General features: G+C 62.9%; 19 protein-coding genes. 11 read left to right on the top strand and 8 right to left on the bottom strand.

All coding sequences use genetic code 11. The annotated features are described in order from the left end of the window. Positions 1-49 precede the first annotated feature (49 nt). Entirely contained in the window at positions 50-934 is an 885-nt protein-coding gene (locus tag U5A52_RS27945) for an oxaloacetate decarboxylase (RefSeq protein WP_321913280.1), read from the bottom strand. A gap of 218 nt (positions 935-1,152) precedes the next feature. Between U5A52_RS27945 and U5A52_RS27940 the strand changes: the two genes are divergently transcribed. Together U5A52_RS27940 and U5A52_RS27935 are read left to right on the top strand one after the other, a co-directional pair. Beyond that, positions 1,153-1,764, top strand: coding sequence for a LysE family translocator (locus tag U5A52_RS27940; protein WP_415774065.1), 612 nt, complete (start codon positions 1,153-1,155; stop codon positions 1,762-1,764). A gap of 16 nt (positions 1,765-1,780) precedes the next feature. Then, a complete protein-coding gene (locus U5A52_RS27935) occupies positions 1,781-2,629 on the top strand; it encodes an alpha/beta hydrolase (RefSeq protein WP_321936965.1) in 849 nt (282 codons plus the stop codon). Here the strand turns inward: U5A52_RS27935 and gcvA are convergent. Further along, complete coding sequence (gene gcvA / locus U5A52_RS27930; RefSeq protein WP_321936964.1) at positions 2,604-3,572, bottom strand: transcriptional regulator GcvA; 969 nt, start codon at positions 3,570-3,572, stop codon at positions 2,604-2,606. The genes U5A52_RS27935 and gcvA overlap by 26 nt on opposite strands. 148 nt (positions 3,573-3,720) lie before the next feature. Between gcvA and U5A52_RS27925 the strand changes: the two genes are divergently transcribed. Then, the gene (locus tag U5A52_RS27925; RefSeq protein WP_321936962.1) at positions 3,721-4,512 is read left to right on the top strand and encodes an SDR family oxidoreductase; all 792 of its coding nucleotides are present in this window, start codon (positions 3,721-3,723) and stop codon (positions 4,510-4,512) included. A gap of 126 nt (positions 4,513-4,638) precedes the next feature. On the opposite strand, the gene U5A52_RS27920 is transcribed toward U5A52_RS27925, so the two are convergent. Further along, positions 4,639-4,929, bottom strand: a complete 291-nt coding sequence (locus U5A52_RS27920; protein WP_321936961.1) for a hypothetical protein — start codon at positions 4,927-4,929, stop codon at positions 4,639-4,641. Between the two features lie 355 nt (positions 4,930-5,284). Between U5A52_RS27920 and acnB the strand changes: the two genes are divergently transcribed. After that, the gene (acnB, locus tag U5A52_RS27915; RefSeq protein WP_321913275.1) at positions 5,285-7,870 is read left to right on the top strand and encodes a bifunctional aconitate hydratase 2/2-methylisocitrate dehydratase; all 2,586 of its coding nucleotides are present in this window, start codon (positions 5,285-5,287) and stop codon (positions 7,868-7,870) included. A gap of 104 nt (positions 7,871-7,974) precedes the next feature. Here acnB and U5A52_RS27910 read toward each other — a convergent pair whose 3' ends face one another. Beyond that, entirely contained in the window at positions 7,975-8,586 is a 612-nt protein-coding gene (locus U5A52_RS27910) for a TetR/AcrR family transcriptional regulator (RefSeq protein WP_321913274.1), read from the bottom strand. A gap of 85 nt (positions 8,587-8,671) precedes the next feature. On the opposite strand from U5A52_RS27910, the gene U5A52_RS27905 reads away from it, so the two are divergent. After that, positions 8,672-9,052 (top strand): DUF4267 domain-containing protein, encoded by a 381-nt coding sequence (locus U5A52_RS27905; RefSeq protein ID WP_321936960.1) that lies wholly within the window; start codon positions 8,672-8,674, stop codon positions 9,050-9,052. 1 nt (position 9,053) lies between these two features. After that, complete coding sequence (locus U5A52_RS27900) at positions 9,054-9,374, top strand: DoxX family protein (RefSeq protein ID WP_321936958.1); 321 nt, start codon at positions 9,054-9,056, stop codon at positions 9,372-9,374. Between the two features lie 73 nt (positions 9,375-9,447). Here U5A52_RS27900 and U5A52_RS27895 read toward each other — a convergent pair whose 3' ends face one another. Together U5A52_RS27895 and tatA are read right to left on the bottom strand one after the other, a co-directional pair. Beyond that, complete coding sequence (locus U5A52_RS27895) at positions 9,448-9,810, bottom strand: BON domain-containing protein (RefSeq protein ID WP_321936957.1); 363 nt, start codon at positions 9,808-9,810, stop codon at positions 9,448-9,450. A gap of 164 nt (positions 9,811-9,974) precedes the next feature. After that, positions 9,975-10,202 (bottom strand): Sec-independent protein translocase subunit TatA, encoded by a 228-nt coding sequence (gene tatA, locus U5A52_RS27890; RefSeq protein ID WP_321936956.1) that lies wholly within the window; start codon positions 10,200-10,202, stop codon positions 9,975-9,977. A 216-nt stretch (positions 10,203-10,418) separates the two neighbouring features. Between tatA and U5A52_RS27885 the strand changes: the two genes are divergently transcribed. The 3 genes from U5A52_RS27885 (at position 10,419) to U5A52_RS27875 (ending at position 12,660) form a co-directional block, all read left to right on the top strand. After that, positions 10,419-11,261, top strand: a complete 843-nt coding sequence (locus U5A52_RS27885; protein WP_321936954.1) for an AraC family transcriptional regulator — start codon at positions 10,419-10,421, stop codon at positions 11,259-11,261. Between the two features lie 83 nt (positions 11,262-11,344). Further along, entirely contained in the window at positions 11,345-11,734 is a 390-nt protein-coding gene (locus U5A52_RS27880; RefSeq protein ID WP_321936952.1) for a cupin domain-containing protein, read from the top strand. Positions 11,735-11,940: 206 nt separating this feature from the next. Continuing rightward, positions 11,941-12,660 (top strand): transposase, encoded by a 720-nt coding sequence (locus U5A52_RS27875; RefSeq protein WP_321913267.1) that lies wholly within the window; start codon positions 11,941-11,943, stop codon positions 12,658-12,660. Positions 12,661-12,709: 49 nt separating this feature from the next. Here U5A52_RS27875 and U5A52_RS27870 read toward each other — a convergent pair whose 3' ends face one another. Further along, positions 12,710-13,681 carry a LysR family transcriptional regulator gene (locus tag U5A52_RS27870; RefSeq protein WP_321936950.1) on the bottom strand — a complete coding sequence of 324 codons (972 nt, stop codon included), beginning with the start codon at positions 13,679-13,681 and terminating at the stop codon, positions 12,710-12,712. A gap of 119 nt (positions 13,682-13,800) precedes the next feature. Between U5A52_RS27870 and U5A52_RS27865 the strand changes: the two genes are divergently transcribed. After that, positions 13,801-14,658 carry an oxidoreductase gene (locus tag U5A52_RS27865; RefSeq protein WP_321936949.1) on the top strand — a complete coding sequence of 286 codons (858 nt, stop codon included), beginning with the start codon at positions 13,801-13,803 and terminating at the stop codon, positions 14,656-14,658. A 42-nt stretch (positions 14,659-14,700) separates the two neighbouring features. On the opposite strand, the gene U5A52_RS27860 is transcribed toward U5A52_RS27865, so the two are convergent. Next, positions 14,701-15,306, bottom strand: coding sequence for a glycine zipper 2TM domain-containing protein (locus tag U5A52_RS27860; RefSeq protein ID WP_321913409.1), 606 nt, complete (start codon positions 15,304-15,306; stop codon positions 14,701-14,703). A 272-nt stretch (positions 15,307-15,578) separates the two neighbouring features. Here U5A52_RS27860 and U5A52_RS27855 point away from each other — a divergent pair, with 272 nt between their 5' ends. Further along, the gene (locus tag U5A52_RS27855; protein WP_321936947.1) at positions 15,579-15,887 is read left to right on the top strand and encodes a DUF4148 domain-containing protein; all 309 of its coding nucleotides are present in this window, start codon (positions 15,579-15,581) and stop codon (positions 15,885-15,887) included. Positions 15,888-16,023: the final 136 nt, after the last annotated feature.

Genomic DNA, 16,023 nt, shown 5'->3' with positions numbered 1-16,023 from the left:
ACATGCGTGTCTCCTCCTCTTGTTCCTCAAAATGCCGGGGTGTGGGCGTTCAGTCCTTCGGTGCGTACTCGCGATCGAGCCGGTCGAAGAGCGGCTTGTTCACGAGACGTTGACGCTCGGCGAACGGCGCGACGATATTCGCGTCTTCGTCGAGACGGCCGTTCGCGCGCAATTGCCCGAGCGCCCGCTGCATGCCGACCACCGCGCCTTGCAGTGCCGCGTTCGCGTACAGCACCAGCGCGTAGCCGAGGCTCGCCAACGCTTCGCGCGACTGCACCGGCGTCTTGCCGCCAATTACGATGTTGATGAGCTGCGGGGCGTCGATGAGCTTCGGCAGGCGCTCGATGTCCTCGAGCTTTTCCGTGGCTTCGATAAAGAGAATGTCCGCGCCCGCCTCGATAAACGCATGGCCGCGCGCAATCGCGTCTTCAATGCCGTGCACGGCGGCCGCGTCGGTGCGCGCCATGATGAGCAGGTTGCCGTCTTCGCGCGCGTCCACGGCCGCGCGGATCTTGCCGACCATCTCGCTTGCGCCGATCACTTCCTTGTTGGCGAAGTGGCCGCACTTCTTCGGCATGATCTGGTCTTCGAACTGGATCGCGTCGGCGCCGCTGCGCTCGAGCGTGCGCACGGTCTGGCGCACGTTCAGCGCGTTGCCGAAGCCCGTGTCGGCGTCGACGATGAGCGGCAGGTTGACGGCGTCGCGCACGCGCGCCGTGTGCTCGGCAATGTCGGAGAGCCCGACGAAACCGAGATCGGGCAGGCCGAACGACATGTTGGTCACGCCCGCGCCCGTGAGGTAGAGCGCCTCGAAGCCGGCGTCCTCGATCACGCGGGCGCTCATGGCGTTGAAGGCGCCCGGCACGAGCAGGCCGCGGCGTTCGTTGACCTTGGCGCGGAAGGCGGCGCGGCGTGCGGCAGTGGAAGTGGTCATGGCGATGGCTCCGTTCAGTTGATTCGATCAGTCGGTTTTCAGATGGCTCAGACATTCGCACGACGTAGGCCAAGCGGCAGAAGCCCAGCCCAAGCCAGACAAAACAATACCTCAGCTGAAGGCAACTGCGCCGAACCACGGAGTCGCGCGGAGTATCATGACGAACTGATCGACGCGTCGATTGAACGCGCATCGAACCTGCCGCGGAACCTGCCATCGTGAACTATTTCAATGTCCTGCTCGCGCTTTCGGGCGTGCTGCTTCTGAGCGTCGCCAGCCCGGGGCCGAACTTCGTCATCGTCACCTCGACGGCGGTGGCTTCGCGCCGCGCGGGTCTCGCGACCGGCCTGGGCCTCGCCGCCGCTTCAGGCACATGGGCGTGGATCGCCATCGCGGGCTTGAGCCTGATCGTCGCTCATGTCGCGTGGATCGGCACCGGGCTGCGCGTCGCGGGCGCGGCCTATCTCATCTGGCTCGGCGCGAAGATGCTCCTCACCGCGCGCCAACCCCTGGAGGTCTCGACGCAGGCGGGCGCATCGGGTTGGGCGGCCGCGAAAAAAGGCTATGTCGTCAGCATGACGAATCCCAAGGCCATTGCGTTCTACGGCAGCATCTTCGCGTTGATGGTGCCCGCCGCCGCGCCGCGTTGGCTCGAGGCGGCCGTCGTCGTGATCGCCATTCTCATCTCGTGCGCCTGGTATTGCACGATGGCCCTGCTCGCCTCGCATCCCTCAGTGCGACAGTTCCTCGTTCGGCGCAAAGCCGCGCTCGACTCGGTAGTGGGCGTTGTGCTGATCGGGCTCGGCGGGCGCATGCTCGCAGGGCGCTGAGCTAGCCCGCGCAGTGATGGGCGCGCGCATCGCTTCACAATGGCTGCGTGCGTCGCTGCTGACGTTCGCGCTCGCAGTGTTGTCCTTGCTGGCCCACGCGCAAAGCGCGCCCAGGGTCGTTGACATTCCAACGCGGCCCGGCGTCACCCAGCGCTTTCTTTTCGTCACGCCGGAGGCGCCGAAGGCAGTTGCGATTCTTTACGCAGGCGGGCATGGCGGCCTGCAACTGGACCCGCAGGGAAACTTCGGCTGGGGCGCCAACAACTTTCTCGTGCGTACCCGCACGCTGTTCGTTGACGACGGCGTTGCCGTGGCGGTCGTCGACGCACCGAGCGACCGGCAGTCGCCGCCCTACCTGGACGGCTTTCGCCTCACGCCCGAACACGCCGAGGACGCGCGCGCCGTGATCGTATGGTTGCGTGCGCAACTACACGTGCCGGTCTGGCTCGTCGGCACGAGTCGCGGCACGCAGTCGGTGGCGGCCATCGCCATTGCGCTCGCCAATAGCGCAAATTCGAACGCAAATTCAAACGCAAACCCCGGCGCGGGCCCCGACGGCATCGTGCTCACCTCGACCATCCTGCGCGAAAACCGGGGCGGCGACCCGGTCACCGGCATGAACCTCGCCGCGCTCAAGATTCCCGTGCTCGTAGTGCACAACAAGGACGACGCCTGCAAGCTCTGTCCGGTGTCCGGAACGGACGCGCTCATGCAAAAGCTCACGCAATCGCCAAGAACGACGTTGACGCTCGTCTCCGGTGGTACTTCACACGGCGAGGCGTGCGGGGCGCTTGCGTATCACGGTTTCAACGGCATCGAAAGCGAAGTCGTGCATGACATCACTTCGTGGATGCTGGCGCCTTGAGTGCGCCGCGAACACGCGTTGGCGACGCTTGCGCACCGCGTCGCGCCTCGTCCTTCAGCCAATCACGAAACGCCACGAGGCGAGGCAGACTCGCGCATTCGGGCCGATAGACCACGTAATACGCCAGCGCCGATGTCAAGGTGACTTCCGGAAAGAGACGCACGAGCCGGCCAGCCGCCAGATCGTCGCGCACCATGACGCTGCGCGCGAGCGCTACGCCGTGGCCCTCTATCGCGGCTTGCAGCACCGCAGCCGAGTTGTTGATCTTCATGCCGCGGCTGGCTGGTGCGAGCGTCACGCCCACGCTCCCGAACCACGCCTGCCACGAAGCAAAGCCCGCATGGCTGTCAACCGAGAGATCGTGAATGAGCGGCGCGCGGGTGAGATCGCGCGGTGCGCGCCATTTGCCGGCGCGGCGCACGGCAGGCGAACAGACGGGGTAAATCTCCTCGTCCATGAGCTTTTCGGCAGCAAGCCCCGGCCACGCGCCCGCCCCATAGCGCACGCCGATATCGACGCCCTGCGCAACGAAGTCGAGCAGTTTCAGGCTCGTGTCCAGACGCACGTCGGTGTCCGGCCACGCGGCCTGAAAGCGGTCGATGCGCGGCAGGAGCCATTTGGCGGCGAACGCCGGGCTCACCGTGACCGTCAGCACACCGTTCGCCGATCCTTCCTTCAAGCGTTCCAGCCCCAGGCTCAAGCGAGCGAACCCCGCGCGGATGTCGGGCAGCGCGCGCTCGGCCACTTCCGTCGCCACCAGCCGCGCCCGTCCGCCGCTGCCGCGTACGAACAGAGGCGTGCCGAGCCAGTCTTCGAGACTGCGCACGAGCTGGCCAACGGCGGCAGGCGTCACATTCAACTCGGCCGCCGCGGCAGAAAAGCTCTGATGCCGCGCGCTCGCTTCGAATGCACGCATGGCGTTGAGGTAGACCGGCGTCTTCATGATCTAAAGTTTTTCTATCAATGAGGCACAGAATATCTGATTTGCGGCCGCAAGAGGACGCGAACAGAATGGCTGCTGTAGACGTAGTGCCGGATGCGCGCCATTGCGCCAGCGTCGCCCTCCATTCCGTGACTTCGAGGAGTCCACCATGACCCATAGTTTTTCTTTTGATTTTGCGTCCAAGGTCGCCATTGTTACCGGCGGCGGCTCCGGCATCGGCAAGGAAGTCGCCGCGCGTCTCGTTACGGGCGGCGCGCGCGTCGTCATCGGCGGGCGCGACGAGGCGAAGTTGCGTGAAGCGGCTGCGCAAATCGACCCTTCGGGCGCGAGCGTGCGCTTTCATGCCGGCGACATCGCGCTGCCCGCCACCGCGGTTGCGCTGGTGGACCTCGCAACCGAGGCGTTCGGCGGCGTCGACATTCTCATCAACAACGCCGGCATTTTCCAGCCCAAAGCGTTTCTCGACGTAACCGAGGCCGAATACGACGGCTTTCTCGACACGATCCTCAAAGGCAAGTTCTTCATGGCGCAGGCCGCGGCTAAAGCCATGCTCAAACGCGGCGGCGGCGCCATCGTGCAAACAGGTTCGCTCTGGGCGCTGCAGGCCATCGGCGCCACGCCTTCCGCGGCCTATTCGGCGGCGAATGCGGGCGTGCATGCGCTCACGCGCAATCTCGCCATCGAACTCGCGCCCGCGCATATCCGCATCAATACCGTCGCGCCGGGCGTCGTGGAAACGCCGGTCTATCGCACCTTCATGACCGAGGACGAGGTCAGCAAAACGCTGCCGGGGTTCAACGCGTTTCATCCGCTCGGGCGCAATGGTCAGCCCGCGGATGTTGCCGAGGCCATGCTCTTTCTCGCCTCGCCTCACGCTTCGTGGATCACGGGCACCGTGCTGCCCGTGGACGGCGGCGTGATGGCCGGCCGCCACGCCTGATCTGATCTCGCTCTCGTGCGCGGCAATTGCAATTGCCGCGCGCCGCGCTTGTAATTTTTCTACCCCGCTCCCCTCTTTCAGCCTCGCACCGGCGCGCCCCGGCTCGCGCCGAGGCGCGCCCATCGTTCATTCCCGATAAGCTGCCATCACGATCCACATGTCGCGCTCGCCGTTGCTCACTTCGGCCGCCAGCGCGTAGCGATCGTGCGGGCTGCAAGCGTTTTGCAGCGCCTTGCGCGCCTGCTCCGTGTTCTCGTACTCGCGCCTGGCCAGCGGCCGCACCTCGTTGCGGCCCTCGAACATCTTCTGGTCCTGGCGGTAGATGAGCGTTTCCAATTTCCATGCACGAAAGCATTCCCTCACATGCTGGAAATCGCCGCCGCAAACATTCACCTCGAAGCGTGGGGTTGACTTCATGATCGACTGCCTCCTTTGCCGGTTCGGAGCGCGCGAGCCGTTTTCCTCACGCCTCGCGCGCGCACCTACGTCGATGCATGGAGCATGCCGGGCCCCGCTGCGCGCAGCAGGCGGTGATTGCTCCCGTTAAGAAAGCGAATCGAAAGCTTTGCAAAGCGTCCGGCCGCAAGCTCTCCGGCAAAATCGCAGGCTTTTCCACAGCGTCATTGGGGTCTAGCCCAACTCTTATATAAGACATAAGACATTTGACGTTAGACGGCATTCCAATTAAAATTGCGCTCAAAGCAGTGCCTGGAAAAGCATCGAAGCGCCCGAAAAGCCTTCGCCTTCAAACGCAATACCAGTAGGTCCCCCAATGCTTGAAAACTATCGCGCTCACGTAGCCGCACGCGCCGCGCTCGGCATTCCCCCCCTGCCTCTCACGGCTCAGCAGACCGCCGAACTGGTGGAACTGCTGGCAAACCCGCCCGCGGGCGAAGAGCAAACGCTGGTCGACCTGATCACGAACCGCGTGCCCGCAGGCGTTGACGAAGCTGCCCGCGTGAAGGCTGGCTTCCTCGCCGCCGTGGCCAAGGGCGAAACCGCCTGCGCGTTGATCTCGCGCGCTCGCGCCACCGAACTGCTCGGCACGATGCTGGGCGGCTACAACATCGCCCCGCTGATCGAGCTGCTGGCCGACGCCGAAGTGGGCAAGGTGGCCGCCGAGTCGCTGAAGAAAACCCTGCTGATGTTCGACCAGTTCCACGACGTCAAGGAACTGGCCGACAAGGGCAACGCCAACGCCAAGGCCGTGCTGCAAAGCTGGGCCGACGCCGAATGGTTCACGAGCCGTCCGGAAGTGCCGCAAAGCCTGACCATCACCGTGTTCAAGGTGACGGGCGAAACCAACACCGACGACCTCTCGCCGGCCCCGGACGCCACCACCCGCCCGGACATCCCGATGCACGCGCTCGCCATGCTGAAGAACGCGCGCCCCGGCATCACCCCGGAAGAAGACGGCAAGCGCGGCCCGATCAAGTTCATCGAATCGCTGAAGGAAAAGGGTCACCTGGTCGCCTACGTGGGCGACGTGGTCGGCACGGGCTCCTCGCGCAAGTCGGCCACCAACTCGGTGCTGTGGTTCACGGGTGAAGACATCCCCTTCATCCCGAACAAGCGCTTTGGCGGCGTGTGCCTCGGCGGCAAGATCGCGCCGATCTTCTACAACACGATGGAAGACGCCGGCGCGCTGCCGATCGAACTCGACGTGTCGAAGATGGAAATGGGCGACGTCGTCGAACTGCGTCCGTACGAAGGCAAGGCACTGAAGAACGGCGAAGTTATCTCCGAATTCCAGGTCAAGTCCGACGTGCTGTTCGACGAAGTGCGCGCCGGCGGCCGCATTCCGCTGATCATCGGCCGCGGCCTGACCGCCAAGGCGCGTGAAGCGCTGGGTCTGGCCCCGTCGACGCTGTTCCGCCTGCCGCAGCAGCCGGCCGACAGCGGCAAGGGCTTCTCGCTCGCGCAGAAGATGGTTGGCCGCGCGTGCGGTCTGCCGGAAGGCCAGGGCGTGCGCCCGGGCACGTACTGCGAACCGAAGATGACCTCGGTGGGCTCGCAGGACACCACGGGCCCGATGACGCGCGACGAACTGAAGGACCTCGCGTGCCTCGGCTTCTCGGCCGACCTCGTCATGCAGTCGTTCTGCCACACGGCAGCCTATCCGAAGCCGGTTGACGTCAAGACGCACCAGACGCTGCCGAACTTCATCAGCACGCGCGGCGGTATCGCGCTGCGTCCGGGCGACGGCGTGATCCACTCGTGGCTGAACCGCATGCTGCTGCCCGACACCGTCGGCACCGGCGGCGACTCGCACACGCGCTTCCCGATCGGCATCAGCTTCCCGGCAGGTTCGGGTCTGGTCGCCTTCGCCGCCGCCACCGGCACGATGCCGCTGGACATGCCGGAATCGGTGCTCGTGCGCTTCAAGGGCAAGATGCAGCCGGGCGTGACCCTGCGTGACCTCGTCAACGCGATCCCGCTGTGGGCCATCAAGCAAGGCACGCTCACGGTTGCCAAGCAAGGCAAGAAGAACATTTTCTCGGGCCGCATTCTCGAAATCGAAGGCCTGCCCGACCTGAAGGTCGAGCAAGCGTTCGAACTGTCGGATGCATCGGCTGAGCGTTCGGCCGCCGGTTGCACGGTGCACCTGAACAAGGAACCGATCATCGAATACCTCAACAGCAACATCACGCTGCTGAAGTGGATGATCGCCCAGGGCTACCAGGACCCGCGCAGCCTCCAGCGCCGTATCAAGGCGATGGAAGCGTGGCTCGCCGACCCGCAATTGCTGCAACCGGATGCGGACGCCGAGTACGCTGCCGTCATCGAAATCGATCTGGCCGACATTCACGAGCCGATCGTGGCCTGCCCGAACGATCCGGACGACGTGAAGACGCTGTCGGACGTGGCCGGCGCCAAGATCGACGAAGTGTTCATCGGTTCGTGCATGACCAACATTGGTCACTTCCGTGCCGCGTCGAAGCTGCTCGAAGGCAAGCGCGACATTCCGGTCAAACTGTGGGTCGCGCCGCCGACCAAGATGGACCAGAAGCAGCTGACCGAAGAAGGCCACTACGGCGTGTTCGGCACGGCGGGTGCGCGTACCGAAATGCCGGGCTGCTCGCTGTGCATGGGTAACCAGGCACAGGTGCGCGAAGGCGCAACGGTCATGTCGACCTCGACGCGTAACTTCCCGAACCGTCTGGGCAAGAACACGAACGTGTACCTCGGCTCGGCGGAACTGGCTGCGATCTGCTCGCGTCTGGGCAAGATCCCGACCAAGGAAGAGTACATGGCCGACATGGGCGTGCTCAACGCCAACGGCGACAAGATCTATCAGTACATGAACTTCGACAAGATCGAAGACTTCAAGGAAGTCGCTGATACGGTGACGATGTAAGTGTGATGTTGGGGTACGGTGCGGGGGTTTTGTCGTTGTAGCGCGCCACCGTAGCGCCACGCAATGGCGCCGCAGGCTCAATGCCTGCGGCGCCATTTTTTATTTCAGCGAGGATTACCGGCAACGACAACTGCCCGAACCATCCACATGATGCGTGCAGCCCGCGCGCCGGGGCGGATTCGTCCTGAACGTTCGAGTTCCGCGAGCCCATGCAGGGCGGCCCAAAACGTCTCGGTCACGTCCTCGACATCGGTGCAAAACGGCGCGACGACCGATGCAAGCGCTTCGAAACCCGCGCGCAGTTCTGGCCGCGTCTCGGCCTCAGCAAACAGCAGATTCGTCGGCAGCGTAAACATGGCCTCGTAGAGTGCAGGACAACGCACGGCAAAGCCGAGATAGGCCATGGCGACATTTTCGAGGGCGTTCTGTTGCCCGGTCGATCCACGCGCTGCGTCCTGAAGCGCGACGGCAAGCTCCTGGAAACCCTCGACGGCAACCGCAGCCACGATTGCATCCCTGTTCTCGAAATGCGAGTAGAGAACCGGCTGGCTATATTCAATCTCTTCGGCGAGGCGGCGAACCGTTACGGCATCCCAGCCTTCGCGCTCAGCGATCAACCGCGCTGCCGCGACGATGCGCGACTCGCGCTCTGCCCGTTGCCTGCCTTTGCGCTCCGCGATACTCAACTTTTCGTCTCCCTGACTGCGATGGTCCACATGCCTCGCGATGATACGGAAGCTTGAAATTCTAGCAATGCTAGATTATATTCTTCCACTATACCCCGAAGCATAGGACTACGCGATGCATCCGCTTTCGATTGGACTAGCGCTGTTCCTCGCCGTCGCGATTATCGTGATCGGAACCCTATATCTTGTGAGGCCAAGGACTGCGACACGCAGTTTCGGCCTGCCGCTTCCCGAAAACGGCGCCAACATGGCCTGGTGGCTTCGCCTCAAGGGCGTGCGCGACATTGCGTCGGGATTGGCGGTGCTCGCGTTCATGGTGTGGGGCACGCCTCTGGCGATCGGCATCCTGCTGCTCGCGCAAGCCTGCATCCCTGCGGGCGACATGCTGGTCATTCTGGCGGCGAAAGGCTCCGCCAAAAGCGCCTTCGGCATGCACGGCGCGACAGCCGCGGTGATGGTCTTCACGGCAATTTCGCTGCTGATGGGCGGGCGCTGAGATGATCCATACGCTTTCGATCTGGCTTCTCGTTGCCGGCTTCTTTGGCGCGGGCATCTTCAACGCGATCGGCACGCCCGCGGCGCAAAGCGATTTCGCCCGGTGGGGTTACCCGCGCTGGTGGGGCCGGTTGACCGGCACACTGGAAGTGACGTGCGCCCTGCTGATTGCGCTTCCCGCCAGTCGCATGGCTGGCCTGGCGCTTGGGGCGCTAATCATCGCGGCTGCGGTTTTGACTGTTCTGCGTCACCGCGACTTCACGCACCTGGTGCCGCTTGGTGTCTTTGTCGCCGTAATCACGCTTGCAGGCCTATCGACGTGAACTGTGCGCCGATTGCGTCCCGTGCAATCAGCGCACGAACCGGATGTCCTGCCTGTTTGCCACCGCAGTGTATTCAACCGTTCCCGCCGTGAAAGAGCGTTAGCTTGTTCGACACCGAAGTGACGCCCTGCACCGAACGCGTAACCTCTTCCGCCTGGCGGATCTGGTCGCCAGTGCGAACCGTTCCGCTCAGCGTCACGGCGCCGCTACGCGCGCGAACGAAAACGCCGGAAACGTTGAACCCTTGCGCTCTGGACAACGCACGCCGCACAGCACGGGCGAGTGCGCGGTCCGACTTCGTCGCGCTGGGCGCTGCCTGCGTCGTGGACGGCGCCATCGACGCGTCCATTGGCGCACTCGCCGACTGGGCTTGAGCGATCCCAGCAACGGTCAACAGAAAAAACGCACACAAGGCGTATCGCAGGTTCGATTTCATGACCACCTCCTGTCGTTGCCGCGCAGAGATGCAGCGGCCGCGATCCATATTGCACCTCCATGCGCGCACTTGCTCCGGCGGCGCGCAAAATGGCCGAATTTTCCCGCTCGTTCATCGTCCGTTTTACCCCGTTCTACCGCTGGATCAGACTAAAACGCTAATGGTTAGCGGAAATCGCGTGAACGCTTCACGTCCTTTGCTTCCATGTCGACCGCGCCGCTGCTCGGCAATTCACGCGGCGTTTCGGGCGTTTCGCTTTGCGCCATGCCCTCCTTGAATCCCTTCACCGCACCGCCCAGATCGCCGCCAATGTTTCGTAGCTTCTTCGTACCGAAAATTAGTGCCACGATTAGGAGAACGATCATCCAGTGCCAAATGCTCAATGAACCCATAACTGAAATCCCTCACTTTCCCGTCGCGCGCTTCGCTCGCGACAAATAACATGAACCTTGCGGCCCGCTACGCGCTATTGGAACGCGAGGGTGTATCCCAGTCATTTCATGAATCGATCGTTTTGTAGGCGCATGTACCGACGCACGCAGTCGATACACTCCAATACAAATCGAAGTGTGTAATATCGACTGCAACGTTTCTTTGGGAGCCGTCCCATGCTGAGGGTACTTGAACCGGGCGACTACTTCGGCACCACCACCCTGCAATACGGCGATGACGGCATCTCGGTCGTGGAGACGCATTTCGCAACGGATCTGATCATCCCGCAGCACGAACATGTGAATCCGTTTTTCTGTTTCGTGCTGGACGGCCGCGGTACACGATCCTGGCCGACACGCCGTGGCGAGGACGGCCCGATGTCACTGACGTTTTTTCCCGCAGGCGTACCGCATGCAAATTGTTGGTACGGGTCCGGCGGACGGGCACTCCATCTCGAGTTTTCGCCCGCGTGGCTGCAGCGGCTTGGTGGCCGCACACGGGTTCTCGATCGTCCCGATGACTTTGCCAGCGGAACGCCGCTGTCGTTCATGCGCCGCCTGGTGCGCGAGTGCCGCGAGCAGGATTCGGCTACGCCGTTGGCCATGGAAGGTCTGGTACTCGAACTTCTTGCAGCGTGCGAGCGGTCCGTCCCGCGTGCGGCAACGGTTGTCGGTGCGCGTCGATGGCTCGGCCGCGTGGAGGCATTGCTGCACGATCGCTTTCGCGAGTCGTTGACGCTGGATGAAATTGCTTCGGACAACCATGTTTGCGCCGACCATCTCGCACGTGAATTCCGCAAGCACTTTGGCTGCACGGTGGGTGAGTACGTGCGCCAGCTTCGGCTTGACTTCGCCTGCGATCAATTGACCCGTGGCCACGATTCGCTCGCAGCCATCGCCCAGGCCGCCGGCTTCACCGACCAAAGCCACTTTACGCGCGTCTTTCGTCGCCGGATGGGTCTGACACCCGGCGCGTACCGCGCGCAGTTGCTCGAACATCGCTCCCGTACCAAAGACTGACGCTCCGGTGCAAGACCCACAGAACGCCTATCGCCTAGAGTGGCTCGCATGTTCCATACGAACCCGCGCACGAACCCGCGTTCATGGAGATTGATGTGAGCGCCGATGCCTTTCCGTATCTGACCCGTATTAACGTCCTCCACTCATTCGGCGAAATCATCGACATTCCTGCCCTCGTGGCGGCGAACACCCATCCCTGGTACAACCAGACGCTCTGTGAAGTGAATCAGTCGGTGGTTCGGCTGGGCGTCGTGCAAGGCGAATATCACTGGCACAAACATGACGCAGAGGACGAGTTCTTTTATGTCGTGAGCGGACGCTTTCTGATTGATCTTGAGGACCGCGTCGTGGAGTTGAGTCCGGGACACGCTTTTGTCGTACGTAAAGGCCTGCTGCATCGCCCGCGAGCGCCAGAGAAAACGGTGATCCTGATGGTCGAGGCAACGGGAATCGTTCCTACTGGCAACGCGTGATGTCTCGCTGCTATTCAGCGACGGCATAAAAAACGCCGTTTGCAATCGTCAAATCAGTGAACTGAGGCCAGAAAAAAGGCTTGTTCGCAGCGCAGAGGCGCGCTCGCCCCCCCTAGAATTTGATCGTGTATTCACGTTACACAACGCCCGAGCGTCCGATCCCCAATCGGATCGCTTTCTCCTATCGGATTTCCGGTTAATTCAGCATGACACGGCTCGCACGGCACTACGTCCCAGAACAACCGCAGCACGTTATCTTGCAGGGGCTCACAGGGCCCGCATTTCTCGACGAAGGAGACTATCTTTACTTTCTCGCCTGCCTGGCGGACGCCGCGCGCGTTGCCGATCTGGCAGTCCACGCGTGGGTACTCATGCCCGACGCGGTGCAGTTCCTCGTCACCCCTTCATACGAGTCGAGCGTGGCCATGGCGATGCAGGCGGTCAGCCGTCGCTATGTCGAAACTTTCAACCGCCGCCATGGACGCCGCGGTACGGTGTGGCGTGGCGGGTACCACGCAACCGTGATCGAGCCCGACCGCTATTTCCTGCTCGCAAGCCAGGTCATCGATCATGCGCCGGTGCGCGCTGGCCTCGCGGCCGAACCGGGAAACTACGCGTGGTCGAGCTACTCGCACCACGTCGGGCTGCGCGTCGATCGCTTCATCAAGGAACATCCGCTCTATCGCGCGCTCGGCAATACGCCGTTCGAGCGCTACGAGTCATACCGCGATCTGGGCGCACAGCCTCTTGATGAGCGCGAGGTCGATAATCTGATGCAGTCCACGCTCAAGGGTTGGGTGCTCGGCAGCGCCGCGTATTGCGAGTGGGCGGCGCAGACAGCCAACCGGCGATTGACGCCGCTACTGCTGCGCGACCGCCCGCCCAAGGTTCGCGCGGCAGGCGCCTTTGCGCACGAAGGCAACTAAGGAAGAAGCCAGGAAACCTTGCTCGTTTGGGAGGTGCAATGCCTGGCGACTATCCACGCCGCTTCGCAGCACGCTTGTGCTGAGGCTGCTGCGCAGCGCGAAGTTCGGACGCATCGAGAAAGAAGTCCCGGTTGCCGGCCATGCGCTCGACCATGAAGTCGATGAACGTCTTCACGCGCAGCGATTGTTCAGTTCGATGCTTATAGTAGATGTAAATCGTGCCGTATTCGGTGGTGTGCTCCATCAATAACGGAATGAGCCGGCCGCTGCGAATATGCGTCGTGGCGTTAAAGCTGCCCAACTGCCCGATGCCGAGCCCCGAAAGCACAGCCTGCGTTTCCAGTTCCGTATCGTTCACGCAAATGGCGGCGGGCACGTCGCGATAGACGATTTCGTCGCCGATACGGAACTGCCACTGCGCAAGCTTTCCCGTGTTTGCGCGGCGGTACCCGGTGCAGCGATGTTGAGCGAGTTCCTCAATCGTGCGCGGCGCGCCATTGCGCTCGATATATTCCGGCGAAGCGCACACGATCAGCTGAATCGGCACCAGCCGGCGTGCGATCGACCCACCCGAAGGCGGCGGTCCACCGCGAAATCCCACGTCGGAGCGGTCGGTCACGAGATCCGTGAATTGATCGTCGAATTGCACTTCGAGTTGCACGTTCTGGTAGCGCTTCTGGAATTCCTCGAAGTACGGCCACAGGACCGGGAGCCCGAATGCTCGCGGCGCGCTCACGCGCAGCATGCCTGCCACATCCTCTTGTGAACGCCGGGCCTCGTCGAGCGCAGACGCCAGAATGGCGAGCGCCGGCTCCACGCTGTGAAGAAGCCGCTGGCCCTCCTCGGTCAAGCTCAACTTGCGGGTCGTCCGATGAAAGAGCCGCACGCCCAGCTCCTTCTCCAATTGCATCACCGCATGGCTCGCGGCCTGCGGCGAGATGCCTTGATCGACCGCCGCGCCGCGCAGGCTTCCGAGCGCCGCGGCCCGCACGAAAGTGGTGATCGCACGAATTTCGTTCATTTCCGGAACCCCCGATTCGCAAACAAACGTTGATTATCACTCCAGCAATATACGGCTAGTTCGTGTCAATCGTCGCGCTTACCATGGCGTCACCTCATCACACACGTAGGAGAGACATCATGGCTGACGCTCAACAAGGTGGCTTCAAACGCGTATGGCTCGTCACCGGTGCTTCGCGAGGCATTGGCGCATTGATTGCCGAAGCAGCGCTCGCAAACGGCAATGCTGTCGTGGCCGCCGGACGTAACGTGCAGGCTATCGTTGAGCGTCTGGGCGAGTCGGCTGCGTTGCTGCCGGTTGCGCTCGACGTGACCAACGAGGCACAGGCCAAGCAGGCAGTGCAGTTGGCGCTCGAGCAATTCGGCCGCGTCGATGTGCTGGTCAACAACGCCGGCTTCGGTCTGCTCGGTGCGATCGAAGAATCCGCCGACAAGGACGTGCGCCGCATGTACGACACGAATGTATTCGGACTGCTGAACGTCACGCGCGCTGTGTTGCCGACGATGCGCGCAAACCGCGCGGGTCACGTGATCAATATTTCATCGATTGGCGGCTATCGGGCCGCGGCCGGATTCGGCGTGTACTCGTCGACGAAGTTCGCCGTCGAAGGCATTACGGAAGCATTGCATGCCGAACTGAAACCGCTGGGCATTCACGCAACCGTTGTCGAGCCGGGGTATTTCCGCACGGACTTTCTCGATGCGTCCTCGCTGGTCGTGGCGCCCGACGTGATCGCCGATTACGACGAAACCTCGGGCGCGGTTCGCCGCAAGGCCGAGCAAATGAATCACAATCAGCCCGGCGACCCGACGAAGCTTGCTGCCGCATTGATCACGCTCGTCGACGCGGCTAACCCGCCGCTGCGCCTTCCGCTCGGTACGGACACCCTGGCCGCCATCGCTGCGAAAAATGCTTATGTGACGCAGGAAACGCAAACGTGGAAGGACCTGTCTGCGTCGACCGATTTCGCTGCATGACTGGCGCGCCCGGGTAGGACCGCTCAGCGACAGCAGGCGGAATCAGTAGCGCGCAAGCTGGCTGCCGTTGACCTGCACGCGGTCGCCCGGGCGCAGGTCGCCGGGCGTCGGCACGTTGAACGCGCGGGTGGAGCCGTCGCTCAGTTGCACGTCGATCTGGAATCCTGCGGGCTGGCCCATCTGCTGACCGATCTGGTTGCCCGCATAAGCGCCGCCCAGCGCGCCGATGACGGTAGCGGCATCGCGGCCGTGGCCGCCGCCGATCTGGTTGCCGAGCACGCCACCAGCCAATGCGCCGACCACGGCCCCGGCGATGCCCGATGCGCCGGTCGCGCTACTCAAGGGCTGAATCCTCGAGATCGTGCCGTACTGCGTGCCATATTGGTTGCCGTATTGCGAGTTGTACTGCGAACCGTACTGGCCGTTGCTTTGCGTGTCATACGGCTGTTGCGGCGCGGGCGGCGGTACGTAGGCGGGTTGCTGCACGGTGCCCGGTTGTGCATAAGCAGGCTGGCTGTACTGGGCCTGGTAGCCTTGCTGTGCGCCGTACGGCGTGTATCCCGGGGCAACGCATGCCGACAACGAGAGACTTGCTGCGGCGACAAGCGCGGCAGTGAGAACGGACCTGGTAGAGAACATGGGCATCACAAGTGTGGTTCGCATTGCCGCCGCGCCGGGCACGACAAGCGTAAAGAGGAAGGCGACAAGCGCGGCAGTATACGGAAAGCGCGTACAAACGGGCGCTGCGCGACGGTAACAACGTGTAAAGTCCGTTGCTGGGTGAACGGCGCGGGCGCTTTCTTCACTTCGTACTGCGCCGGGTCCGCCGAGTGGCCTAAGGCAAGATGAACGCGTAAGTCACGCGCGCCCGTCGCATCGCGCCGCTAGCGTTGCGCCAATCACACGCGTGGAGACGCACTATGAATCGCTTCCCAACATTGCGCCCTGCGCGCACCGCGTTGGCGCTCCTGTTGACTGCCTGTACCGCCGGCGGCATGCCGCAAAGCGGGCCGCATCTGAGCCCAACGCAGTGCCGCGACCTGGCCGCGCTTAAACGCAACGCGCCTGCGACGATGGCGCAACACCAGAGCGAACTCGCAGCTCTGAGAAAAGCGGGCTACAACCCGTCGCCATGGAACGACCCCTACTATCCCGAGGATCTGGAGGCGGCGCAGCGCCGGGTCGCCTATTGGTTCAACACGGAGTGCCCGCCGTTTCATCCTGGATGAGATGACGCGATCCAACGACTTCCGTCGCGAGACTATGCACACCATGACGTAATACGTTGCGCGCGCAGCCATTTGTATCGCGAATTGCGCCACGACGAAGAATGTGTATGCTATCCGTAATAGATAATCGCATTGC

Origin of the sequence: Paraburkholderia sp. J8-2 (assembly GCF_905220195.1) — a bacterium.
Lineage (GTDB): Bacteria > Pseudomonadota > Gammaproteobacteria > Burkholderiales > Burkholderiaceae > Paraburkholderia.
The sequence above is the reverse complement of the archived record's forward strand: the minus strand, read 5'-3'. Positions and strand labels throughout refer to the sequence as shown.

Coding starts and splice junctions, on each gene's coding strand:
- U5A52_RS27945 (WP_321913280.1), bottom strand. CDS start 934: ATGACCACTTCCACTGCCGCACGCCGCGCCGCCTTCCGCGCCAAGGTC.
- U5A52_RS27935 (WP_321936965.1), top strand. CDS start 1,781: ATGGGCGCGCGCATCGCTTCACAATGGCTGCGTGCGTCGCTGCTGACG.
- gcvA (WP_321936964.1), bottom strand. CDS start 3,572: ATGAAGACGCCGGTCTACCTCAACGCCATGCGTGCATTCGAAGCGAGC.
- U5A52_RS27925 (WP_321936962.1), top strand. CDS start 3,721: ATGACCCATAGTTTTTCTTTTGATTTTGCGTCCAAGGTCGCCATTGTT.
- U5A52_RS27920 (WP_321936961.1), bottom strand. CDS start 4,929: ATGAAGTCAACCCCACGCTTCGAGGTGAATGTTTGCGGCGGCGATTTC.
- acnB (WP_321913275.1), top strand. CDS start 5,285: ATGCTTGAAAACTATCGCGCTCACGTAGCCGCACGCGCCGCGCTCGGC.
- U5A52_RS27905 (WP_321936960.1), top strand. CDS start 8,672: ATGCATCCGCTTTCGATTGGACTAGCGCTGTTCCTCGCCGTCGCGATT.
- U5A52_RS27900 (WP_321936958.1), top strand. CDS start 9,054: ATGATCCATACGCTTTCGATCTGGCTTCTCGTTGCCGGCTTCTTTGGC.
- U5A52_RS27895 (WP_321936957.1), bottom strand. CDS start 9,810: ATGAAATCGAACCTGCGATACGCCTTGTGTGCGTTTTTTCTGTTGACC.
- tatA (WP_321936956.1), bottom strand. CDS start 10,202: ATGGGTTCATTGAGCATTTGGCACTGGATGATCGTTCTCCTAATCGTG.
- U5A52_RS27885 (WP_321936954.1), top strand. CDS start 10,419: ATGCTGAGGGTACTTGAACCGGGCGACTACTTCGGCACCACCACCCTG.
- U5A52_RS27880 (WP_321936952.1), top strand. CDS start 11,345: ATGGAGATTGATGTGAGCGCCGATGCCTTTCCGTATCTGACCCGTATT.
- U5A52_RS27875 (WP_321913267.1), top strand. CDS start 11,941: ATGACACGGCTCGCACGGCACTACGTCCCAGAACAACCGCAGCACGTT.
- U5A52_RS27870 (WP_321936950.1), bottom strand. CDS start 13,681: ATGAACGAAATTCGTGCGATCACCACTTTCGTGCGGGCCGCGGCGCTC.
- U5A52_RS27865 (WP_321936949.1), top strand. CDS start 13,801: ATGGCTGACGCTCAACAAGGTGGCTTCAAACGCGTATGGCTCGTCACC.
- U5A52_RS27855 (WP_321936947.1), top strand. CDS start 15,579: ATGAATCGCTTCCCAACATTGCGCCCTGCGCGCACCGCGTTGGCGCTC.